This window comes from Mesorhizobium sp. M2A.F.Ca.ET.039.01.1.1, from assembly GCF_003998035.1.
Taxonomy (GTDB): domain Bacteria; phylum Pseudomonadota; class Alphaproteobacteria; order Rhizobiales; family Rhizobiaceae; genus Mesorhizobium.
Genome location: NZ_RZRY01000168.1, coordinates 1 through 10480, shown reverse-complemented (window position 1 = coordinate 10480; position 10480 = coordinate 1). Strand labels below are relative to the sequence as shown.

Sequence of the window (10480 nt, the reverse complement as noted above, 5' to 3'; positions counted from 1 at the left end):
GTCGCTGATCGCCCATGACGACGTCTTCCCATGGCTGCGGCCGGAAAATTTCCCGGTGCCTTTGTCGACGACGCGCTCCTCGATCCGCCTTGCCGGCGCGCGCGTCGCCGAGCGGCTGGCGGCGCGCATATCGGGACTGGAAGAGGGCGCGCGCGGCGAGGTGTGGCCGGTGGATCTGGTGGTGCGGGGATCGGTGGCAGGGGCGCCGGTCTAGGGCAGGATCCAACAGCCTAGCCAGCCGCCGCCTTTCGGGCTGTTTTTACCTCGTGGGACAACGATCCGCCTTCGCCTGCTCCTGATCTTGGACGGCAACAACCGGTAAGCCTGGACCGTCAACCGATCCTTCAGGGTGCGCCATTTGCCCACATTCCCGTTCACCGAAGCGGATCCAATCCAGTACCCTGGGCCGCCGCCGAAGACTTCGGAAGTGATGATCGTCGGTGGCGGTGTCATCGGCGTAACGACGGCGCTTTTCCTTGCCGCCCGCAACATTCCGGTGACGCTGCTGGAAAAGGGCCGCGTCGCTGCCGAGCAGTCCTCGCGAAATTGGGGCTGGATCAGAAAGCAGGGACGGGACGCGGACGAACTGCCGATCGTTATCGAGGCTATCCGCCTGTGGCGGCAACTGGCCGACGAAAGCGGCGAGGACATCGGGCTCACCCAGACAGGCGTGACCTATCTGGCCAACACCGAAAAGGACATGGCCGGCTTCGAAGCGTTCATGAAGATCGCCGCGATCCATGGGCTCGACACACGTCTCCTGGATGCGGACGAAACCGCGAAGCTCATCACCGGCATGTCGCGCAGATTCAAGGGCGCGATGACGACGCCCTCCGACATGCGCGCGGAACCCTGGCTGGCGGTGCCGGCGCTGGCCCGGCTTGCCGCGCGAAAAGGCGCCAGGATCGTCGAGAATTGCGCGGCGCGCACCCTCGACATCGAGGCCGGCAGGATCAGGGGCGTGTGGACCGAGGCGGGATATATCGAGACCTCCACCGTGCTGGTCGCGGGCGGCGCCTGGTCGTCCCTGTTCCTGGCGCGGCACGGCGTGTCCATCCCCCAGCTCAGCGTCCGGGTAACCGTAGCCGCGACCGAGCCCTTGCCCGAGATCTATGCAGGCGCGGCCGCCGACGACCACATCGCTTTCCGGCGCAGACAGGACGGCGGATACACGCTCGCCGGCGGCGGCAGCCATTTGCTTTACCTCGGGCCTGACGCATTTCGGCATGCCACCAAATATATCCCCGCCCTCAGGAACGATCCGTTCGGAGCGCGCTATTTCCCGTTCGCGCCGTCAGGCTACCCGGACGGCTGGTCGACGCCGCGCGATTGGGCGCCGGATGAAGAGAGTCCCTTCGAGAGAATGCGGGTGCTCAACCCGGCCCCCGAACCGGCCCGGCTGCGCGCGACAGAGCGCAATTTCAAACAGCTTTTTCCCCAGTTCGAGAAAGCGCGCTTGAAGGTCGGCTGGGGCGGCATGATCGACGCCATGCCCGATGTCGTCCCTGTCGTCGATCGGGTCCAGGCGATCGGCGGTCTCTTCGTGGCGACCGGAATGAGCGGCCACGGCTTCGGCATCGGGCCCGGCATGGGCCGCGTCGTCTCCGACATGATCCAGGGAAACGACACCGGCCACGACCTCAGCCGCTTCCGGCTGCCGCGCTTCTATGACGGAAGCCCGGTACGGTTGGGTCCGGCTCTGTAAGCGCATGTGGCCGAGGATCAATCCTTGGCAGCCTCCGCCGCCTTATTTCAAGCAGGCCGTAGCCGTCGCAGGTTGTCCCTGATGACGTCTTCCCGGGGCCGCGGCTGGAGAATTCCAGGTGCCGCTGTCCGCCTCGTGCTCCGGCTCGCCGGCGCGCGGCGTGTCGCCAAGGGTGTCTGGCGGCGCGCATCTGGTGGTGCGAGGGTCAGTGGCTGGGGGCGCCGGCCCGGGAATCCAAGCCGGCGCGGAGGCGCTGGCGGATACCTCAGGCGACTGCTTCGGCCGGCGCGTCGAAGCGGTCGGCCTTGCCACCCGTGAAGCCCTGCCTGGTCTCGGGATCATTGAGCACCGTGTAGGGGAAGATCGGTCGCGTCGCGCTCACCTCATCAAGGCGTGCAATTTGCTCCGGCGACAACGTTACTTTTGCCGCAGCCAGGTTGTTTTCGAGCTGAGCCAGCGTGCGTGGTCCGATGATCGGGAGCGAGCCCTTGGCCGCAACCCAGGCGATGGCGATTTCACTGGGCGTGACTCCGGCGTCCTTCGCAACCGCGATCAGGGTGTCGAGGATGGCAGTACGCTGCGCGGAATCTTCGGCTTGGAATACCCTGCCGCCGAAACCCTCCGCGCGGCCTTTCTCGCCTTTGCGGTACTTTCCGGTCAACATGCCGCCGCCAAGCGGTGACCAGGCCACGATGCCGAGGCCGAGCGCTTGCCCTGCAGGCAGGAGTTCCAGTTCGGTCGTTCGCTCGACGAGGCTGTGCTCCACCTGAAGACCTGCAATAGGGGCGGCTCCGCGCAATTCCGCAATGGTGACGGCCCTCGCCGCCCGCCAGGCGGGAAAGTCGGAAAGACCCGCATAAAGGATCTTGCCGGCCTGGACTAGATCGTCAAAGCCGCGCACGACTTCTTCGACCGGGGTGACTCCGTCCGACATGTGAGCCCAATAGAGATCGATGCGATCGGTTTTGAGCCGCCTGAGGCTCGCCTCGACCGATGAGACCATGGCCTTGCGGCTATTGCCCGTGACCAGAATACCGGCCGCGGGGTCCGTCCGCATGGTGAATTTGGTGGCCAACACGAAATCGTCGCGCCGCCCAGCCAGCAGATCGCCCAGGATTTCCTCGGATTGACCGAACTGATAGCCGTTGGCCGTATCGATGAAGTTGCCGCCGGCGTCCGCATAGGCGTCGAAGATGCGACGGGCCTCCTCGGGCTCAGCGCCATGTCCCCAGCCCGTCCCGAAGCTACCGGTCCCGAGCACCAGTTCGGAGACCCGAAGTCCCGTGTGCTTCCCGAAAAGTCTGTAACGCATGCCTGTTTCTCCATTGGTTGCGATCGCAATCAAAAAGCGATGTCCGGCATCTATTTGACTTTGGTGGCGATCGCAACTAAAAAATTCGTGACATTGGTCTGGAAGCTGGAAATGCGTGTTTCGAAGGAAAAAGCTGCGGAGAACCGGCACGCTCTGTTGCAGGCGGCGAGCAGGCTGTTCCGTAAACGGGGAATAGACGGCGTCGGCGTAGCGGAAGTCGCCAAGGAGGCCGGACTGACGCATGGAGCGCTCTATGCACATTTCTCGTCGAAGGATGAGCTGGCGGCGGCTGCGTTTTCCCATGGCTTCGCGGGAAACATGGCTGATACCCGGGCTTGGGCGGGTGATCGCAGTCCCACCTTCGAGGAATACCTCGCTGGATATCTTTCAGCGGATATGCGCGACAGAGTCGAGACGGCTTGTCCGATGGCCGCTTCCGCAAGTGAAGTTGGGCGGCAGGACAGCGCCGTCAGCGCCAGCTTTACGCGTGCATTTGAGGAAATGGCAGCGACGCTTCAACGTTCGCTTGAGACGACGATTCCCGCGTCTGAGAGACGCCGTCTCGCCGTTGCTGCCGTCGCTGCCGAAATCGGCGCTATCGCAGCATCTCGCGCCATCGCAAAAACAGATGTGGCGCTGGCGGACGAGGTGCTTCGGGCCGTTCGGGAGACGCTCGGCCTTGCTCACAAAGCACAAGCAACTGGCGTCGAGCAGGCCGCCGCATCAGTATAAGCGCGGTATCGGGAACCCGGCAGCCAATTTATTGACGGGCCTGCCACCTTAAACTCACTACTTCGCCGCCTCGGCCGCCTTTGTATCGATCAACCCATAACCAAAGTCATTGTCCCGCCCCTTGGGCCCGAGATCCTTCGCCGTTGCCGCCAGTGCCTTCTCGATATCGTCGGCCGAGCGTTCCGGCGAAGCATGGATTAGATTGGCGATCGCGCCGCTCACGATGGCTGCCGCGAAGGAGGTGCCGGTCACCACGTCCGAACCGGCGCCGCTCGGCGCCACCATCTCGACGCCCGGCGCCGAGATAAACACATAGGCGCCGCGATTGGCCTGCGGCATCAGTCCGTCCTTGGCGTCGGTCGCGGTCACGGCGATCACGCCGTCGAAGGCGGCCGGATAGCCATAGGGCGCCTTCGGGCCGTTATTGCCGGCGGCCGCCACCAGCACCATGCCCAATGCCCGCGCATTGCGGCAGGCGGTGCCGAGCAGGTCGTTCTTCGGGCCGACGAAGCTCATATTGATGATGCGCACATTCTGCTCGGCCGCCCAGTCGAGCGCCGACAGGATGACGTCCATGGTCGACTTGCCGCCTTCGAAGGCGCGCGCGTGATAGATCTTGGCGCCCGGCGCCATGCCTTCCAGCGGCCCGACGCCGGCGATCAGCCCGTCGACCGAGGTGCCGTGGTCGCGCTTCTCGATCGGCACATTGGGCATGGCGTCATATTGGTCAGCAATGACGCCCTTAAGCGCCGGGTTGGTGTCGTCGATGCCGGTGTCGATGACGGCGACCCGCACATTCTCGCCGCTCGCCTGTTTTGAATCGAGCGCGATGCGGTCGAAGGCATAGTTCACGATGCCGGCCGCCTGTTGCAGCGTGTAGATATGGTTCGGCTCGCGCCGTTGTGTGCGGCCGTCGGCGGCAAGCTGCGCCAGCACCACGCCGACGGGGCGCCCGTCGGTGATGCCAAAGCGCACCAGCGTCGAGCCAAGCAGCCGCGACTGGCGCTGCGAGCGCACCTGCAGGCCGAAGGAATTGGCGATCTGCTGAACCACGCCGGCGTCGCCGTCGACCGTCACCAGCACCTCGTCGGGCACGAATTCGCCGGCGATGGCGCGCGGCGGCTCCGCCAGGTTGAGGCCTTGCGGCACGGTGACCGGACCGCTCGGCGCCGGAGCGGGCGGCGGCGTGTTGCCGGAACCGCTCGATGACGATGCGCCGTTGGACGGCGCCGGCATTTGCGGGGCGGCGCCTGCCGGTGGGTTCGGAAAGAGATCGACGATCAGCGCCGGCAGGAACACCGCACCGCTCGCAGTGCCTGGCGTTCCTTCGCCATTCTTGGCGCCGCCGTCCCTGTCGCAGTCGCCGCCTGCGGTTGTCGTGCGGTTCAGGCAGTCCACCTGCTTCTGCGTCAGATTGGGATCGTTGGTCTGCGCGAACGCAGGCGCGGCGACAAAAGCCGCCGCCGCAAGGAGCGCCACACGAAGAATGATCCTTGGTCCCGACGCAATTCCGGACGGAAAACCGCGGCGCACTTTTCCTGGAATTGCCTTAGCCGCCATCGGCCGGTTTCCTTCCCTGGATCACAGTATCCGCGAAAGGCTGGGCGGCAACAAGGCCGACGAGCCTGTCGTAATCGGCCGCCGTGCTGGCCGGGATCGTCAGGTGGAACACGCCGTCGGCGGTCGGTCCGCTGGCGATCTTCAGCCCGTTCTGGCCGAGGAAGGCGGCGATATCGGCCATCTTGGCATCCGGCTTGAACTTGGCCAGGGCGAAAGGCAGCTTCGCCAGATCGTCCTCGGCGCCGGCCACCTCGAAGTCGTTGCCCTTGCCGCCCGGCCGTTCGAAGGACTGCACCAGGACCAACGCCAGCAGCGCAGCGGCCGCCGCCCAGGCGACGCCGGCCGGCATCGCCGTCACCCGGCCAAAAACTTTCGCCAGCCAGGATTGGCCGGGCACGCGCACGGGGCCGGCCTCGGCGTCGAGCGCCCTGGTAAAACGGCTGAGCGCATCGGCTGGCGGGCGGATCGCCTCGTTGGCGGCGGCGGTGCCGGAGAATTCGGCTTCCGCTTCACCAAGGGCGACCATCGCCGCCGGATCGGTGGCCAGCCATTCCTCGACGGCCTCCAGCTCGGCGCCTTCCAGCGAGCCGTTCAGGTAGAACGGCAGCAGCGTCTCCATCTCGTCGCGGCGCGACATCTTTTCAGCGGCGCTCATGGCCACCCCCTGTCGTAACCGGCGGCCTTGAGGGCTTCGCCGAGTTTCTTGCGGGCGTAGAACATCCTGGTCTTGACGGTCGCGACTGGAATGCCAAGCACCTCGCCGATCTCGGTCACCGACTGGCCATGGTAATAGGCAAGGTCGATCACCGTGCGATGTTCTTCGGCCAGGGCATCGACGAAACGGCGCAAGGCGGCGGCCTTGTCTTCCTTCATGGTGACGACTTCCGGCGTGTCGGCGCTGTCGGGGACCTGCGCCGCGTCATCGTCGTCGATCCAGTCTTCTTTCTTCTTGCGCAGCGAAGACAGCGCCTTGAAGCGGGCGATGCCGAGCAGCCAGGTCGAGACTTCAGAGCGGCCCTCGAAGCCGGGCGCCTGCTTCCACAGCTCCAGAAAAACCTCGTTTGCGATATCGTCGGCCATCATTTCCGATCCCGTCTGGCGCGCCACGAAGCGGTAGATCCGCGCGTGGTGACGCATGAACAGGAGCCGAACGGCGGCCCGGTCGCCCTTCGCGACCCGGTCTACAAGCGCGCGATCGGTTTCCGTCGCCGCATTCATGGCCGGTCGAGCCGCCTGGCTCCTCGAAGCTCTGTCGCTGATCGGTCCAAAAAGGTTCACCCTCCGCCGAGGAATTTTCGGAGGCTAACCGAAGAGCGGGGAGGTTGCCAGTAGGGGCGCTTTTCCTTCTCCCTTGTGGGAGAAGGTGGCGCCGAAGGCGACGGATGAGGGGTGTTCCAGGGAATGCCCGCGTCTCACTCCGCTGGAACACCCCTCATCCGTCTCGGCGCTGCGCGCCGATCCACCTTCTCCCGCAAGGGGAGAAGGGAAGGCCGCGCTAACCCAAAAACACCTTCGCCTTCATCGTCTCCGGTATCGCCACGCCAAGCCGGCTCAGCACCGTCGGCGCGAGCTGCAGCTGGTCGAGCAGAGTGTCGGCCTCGGGGCCTTTCGCGGGCCCGAAATAATAGAGCGCGAAATCCTGCATCTCGTCGTCATGGCCGCCATGGTGGCCGCGGTCGGTCTGGCCGTGGTCGGCCGTCACGATCACTTCATAACCGGCTTCGCGCCATCGCGGCAGGAAGGCGGCGAGCATGCCGTCCATGGCGTAGCAGGCATGGTCCATCTCGATGCAGTCATGGCCGAAGCGATGTCCCATCGAGTCCAGCGTGCAGGTGTGCAGGATGCCGTAGTCGATGCCGTGGCGCTTCGCCAGCATGGTCAGCGTCGCGAACAGGTCGACGTCGCTCGGCGTCATCTGGTTCTTGAGATTGTAGCCGGTCATGGTGTGGAAGCGGCCATGCGTGATCGGTCCGCTCGGATCGTCGAACTCCATGTCCTCGACAAGGTCGAACGGAAAGCTGCGGAAGAATTCCGACCAATAGGAATGGGTCACCGCACCCGTCTTGCCGCCGGCCTTGCTGACCTCCGAGAAGATGTCCGGCTGCGTGACGCGAAAGCGGTTCTCGTTGGAAAGTATGCCATGCACCTGCGGCGTGACCCCGGTGTGGATCGAGGCGTAGCAGCAGGCGGACGTCGACGGCAGCACCGAGCGCATCTTCCACACCTGCGCCTCGCCCGACTGCGTCCATCCCTCGAGATTGCCCATCAGCCGGCGCCAGTTCCGGTAGGGCACGCCGTCGAGAATGATGAGCAGCAGTTTGGATTTGAGCGCCACGGACAGCTTCCTGTGATTGTCGGTCTAAACAAGAACGCCGCGCGTCCAAGGGACACGCGGTGTTCGAAGAATTATACTGATGTCAGGCGTTCAGCCAGCATTCGCAGAGCGCGTAGCCGTCCATCATCTCGCCATTGGGGTTCTTGGCGTAGCCGCTGATCTTCTTGGTGTTGGCAGCGTCGACGAACTGGTTGAAGAACGGCACGATCAGGCCGCCTTCGTCGCGCATCAACATCGCCATGTCGCGATAGATCGCCTTGCGCCTGGCCTGGTCCAGCTCGGCGCGCGCCGCATAGAGCATCTTGTCGAATTCGGGCCGCTTGAAGCGTGTGTCGTTCCAGTCGGCGGTCGACAGGTAGCCGGTGGAATACATCTGGCCTTGCGTCGGCCGCCCGCCCCAATAGGAGAGCGAGAAGGGCTGCTTGTTCCACACCTCCGACCAGTAACCGTCGCCCGGCTCGCGCTTGATCTCTATTTTGATGCCGGCCTTGGCGCAGGACTGCTGGTAGAGTTGCGCCGCGTCGACCGCGCCGGGGAAGGCGACGTCCGAGGTGCGCAGCAGGATCGAGCCGCTGTGGCCCGATTTCTTGTAGGCGGCTGCCGCTTTTTCCGGATCGAACTTGCGCTGCTCGATATCGGCGGAGAAAAGCGGGTAGGCTTCGTTGATCGGGAAGTCGTTGCCGAAACCGAGCCATAGCCGCGCAGGATCTTGTCGAGCATCTCCTCGCGGTCCATGGCGAGCTTCAACGCCATCCTGAGGTCGTTGTTGTCGAAGGGCGCGGTGTCGCAGAACATGTTGAACGGGTAGTAGCCGCGCCCCGACACGTTCTCGACGCTGACACCCGGCATGCGTTTCACCAGATCGACCACCTTGGGCTCGACGCGGTTGATGAGATGCACCTGGCCGCCCTGCAGCGCCGCGAGCCGGGCCGTCGGATCGTTGATCACGACAATCTCGATCTGGTCGGCATGGCCGGCCTTGTCGCCGCGCCAGTAATTGGCGAAGCGCTCGCCGCCATGCTTCACGCCGGGCTGGTTGACGGCGACCTTGTACGGCCCGGCGCTGACGCCGGCATTCGGGTTGTCCTTGCCGCCATTCGGCTGGATCACCAGGTGGTAGTCGGCCATCAGATAGGGGAAGTCGGCGTCGGCGTCGCCGAGCGTCACCACCACGTCCTTGCCGTCGGCCTTGATGGTCTTGATGTTCTTCAAAATGCCGAGCGCGCCGGATTTCGACTTCTCGTCGGCGTGGCGCTCGAGGGTGGCGACGACATCTTCAGCCGTCACCGTCTTGCCGTTGTGGAATTCGACGCCGTCGCGGATCTTCATCGTCCAGGTCTTGGCGTCGGCCGAGGCGCCGATCTCCTCGGCGATCAGGTTCTCGACGCCTCCATCGGGCGTCAGCCGGACAAGGAATTCGCCCCACTGCTTACAGAAGTTGAATGTGACCTGGCTGAGGTTCAGCGCCGGGTCGAGGCTGTTGGTCGATTCACCGCCCTGCAGGCCGGCCTTGATGATGCCGCCCTTCACCGGGCTCGCGGCGAAGGCCTTGCCGGCCAGCGTCGTCGCCAGCGCCGCCGAGGCGCCGAGCGCTGCCGCGCGGCCGAGGAAATCGCGCCGCGATATCCTGCCCTTGCCGGCGAGTTCGGCGAGATGATCGAGTTCCGTATGCATGTCCTGCCCCCTTCTTCGAGATTGATTCCGGTGCGGGTTCTATCCGCCCGCGGCGATCTTTCCCCTTCCCTGTTGCGGCCGCATGACAAAAGTGCCTTGGGTCGATTTTGGCAGGCTAATTTCCAGCGCTTTCCACGCGTCGGCCCTTGATCGCCTTCTCCAGCCAGCCGATCTCCATCTCCGGCACGGAGGAGAGCAGCAGGTCCGTATAGGCGTCGAAAGGCGGCGTCAGCACCTTGCTCTTGGAGCCGTAGCGCACCACCTCGCCGCGATACATGACAGCGATCGAATCGGCGATCGACTTCACCGTCGCCAGGTCATGGGTGATGAAGAGATACGCGACCTTTTCGTGCTGCTGCAGGTTGAGCAGCAGTTTCAGGATGCCGTTGGCGACCAGCGGGTCGAGCGCCGATGTCACCTCGTCGCAGATGATCAGCTTCGGCTTGGCGGCGAGCGAGCGCGCGATGCAGACACGCTGCTTCTGGCCGCCGGAAAGCTCGGCCGGGTAGCGGTCGACGAAACCCTTGCCCATCTCGATCTCGTCGAGCAGCTCGGCGACGCGCTTGTCGCGCTCGCGGCCCTTCATGCCGAAATAGAACTCCAGCGGCCGGCCGATGATGGTGCCTACCGTCTGGCGAGGGTTCATCGCCACGTCGGCCATCTGGTAGATCATCTGCAGCTGCCGCAGGTCCTCCTTCGGCCGGTCGGCCAGCCTGTTGGCGAGTGGCCTGCCGTCGAAGGTGACGGTGCCCTCCTCGGGCGGCAACAGGCCTGTGATCGCGCGCGCCAGCGTCGACTTGCCGGAGCCGCTCTCGCCGACCACCGCCAGCGTCTGTCCCGGATAAATGTCGACCGAGACGTTCTTCAGCACCTTGACATGGCCGCCGCCATAGGCGGCGGTGACATTCTTCACCGACAGGAAGGGCGTTGTGCCGGGCGGCTGTTCCTTGTGCTCGATCTCATGCACAGAGACCAGCGCGTTGGTGTATTCCTGGCGCGGCTCCTTGATGATCTGCCGCGTGCCGCCCCACTCCACCAGCCGGCCATGGCGTAGCACCATGATCTCGTCCGACACCTGGGCGACGACGGCAAGGTCGTGCGTGATGTAGAGGGCCGCCACATGCGTGTCGCGGATGGCGTCCTTGATCGCCGCCAGCACGTC

8 protein-coding genes and 2 pseudogenes are annotated in these 10480 nt (G+C 64.7%); 3 read left to right on the top strand and 7 right to left on the bottom strand.

Features of this window, described 5'->3' with window-relative positions; all coding sequences use genetic code 11:
- Together EOA24_RS15070 and EOA24_RS15065 are read left to right on the top strand one after the other, a co-directional pair.
- Window positions 1-214: pseudogene (locus tag EOA24_RS15070) on the top strand (transcriptional regulator); the annotation flags it as partial.
- Between the two features lie 144 nt (window positions 215-358).
- Entirely contained in the window at window positions 359-1705 is a 1347-nt protein-coding gene (locus EOA24_RS15065; RefSeq protein WP_126079918.1) for an FAD-binding oxidoreductase, read from the top strand.
- 265 nt (window positions 1706-1970) lie between these two features.
- Here the strand turns inward: EOA24_RS15065 and EOA24_RS15060 are convergent, their stop codons facing one another.
- Window positions 1971-3017 carry an aldo/keto reductase gene (locus EOA24_RS15060; RefSeq protein ID WP_126079917.1) on the bottom strand — a complete coding sequence of 349 codons (1047 nt, stop codon included), beginning with the start codon at window positions 3015-3017 and terminating at the stop codon, window positions 1971-1973.
- A gap of 39 nt (window positions 3018-3056) precedes the next feature.
- On the opposite strand from EOA24_RS15060, the gene EOA24_RS15055 reads away from it, so the two are divergent.
- Window positions 3057-3749 (top strand): TetR/AcrR family transcriptional regulator, encoded by a 693-nt coding sequence (locus EOA24_RS15055; RefSeq protein WP_245463142.1) that lies wholly within the window; start codon window positions 3057-3059, stop codon window positions 3747-3749.
- A gap of 57 nt (window positions 3750-3806) precedes the next feature.
- Here EOA24_RS15055 and EOA24_RS15050 read toward each other — a convergent pair whose 3' ends face one another.
- The 6 genes and pseudogenes from EOA24_RS15050 to EOA24_RS15025 form a co-directional block, all read right to left on the bottom strand.
- The gene (locus EOA24_RS15050) at window positions 3807-5228 is read right to left on the bottom strand and encodes a S8 family serine peptidase (RefSeq protein WP_245467290.1); all 1422 of its coding nucleotides are present in this window, start codon (window positions 5226-5228) and stop codon (window positions 3807-3809) included.
- A 70-nt stretch (window positions 5229-5298) separates the two neighbouring features.
- Complete coding sequence (locus EOA24_RS15045; RefSeq protein ID WP_126079916.1) at window positions 5299-5964, bottom strand: anti-sigma factor; 666 nt, start codon at window positions 5962-5964, stop codon at window positions 5299-5301.
- Window positions 5961-6527 (bottom strand): sigma-70 family RNA polymerase sigma factor, encoded by a 567-nt coding sequence (locus EOA24_RS15040; RefSeq protein WP_126079915.1) that lies wholly within the window; start codon window positions 6525-6527, stop codon window positions 5961-5963. Before EOA24_RS15040 ends, EOA24_RS15045 begins: the two co-directional genes overlap by 4 nt.
- A 277-nt stretch (window positions 6528-6804) precedes the next feature.
- On the bottom strand, window positions 6805-7644 hold the full coding sequence (locus EOA24_RS15035; protein WP_126079914.1) for an alkaline phosphatase family protein: 840 nt from the start codon (window positions 7642-7644) through the stop codon (window positions 6805-6807).
- An 82-nt stretch (window positions 7645-7726) separates the two neighbouring features.
- A pseudogene (locus EOA24_RS15030) lies at window positions 7727-9318 on the bottom strand (ABC transporter substrate-binding protein).
- 115 nt (window positions 9319-9433) lie between these two features.
- Window positions 9434-10480: ABC transporter ATP-binding protein (locus EOA24_RS15025; RefSeq protein ID WP_133374521.1), on the bottom strand; the 1047-nt coding region annotated here is incomplete at its 5' end.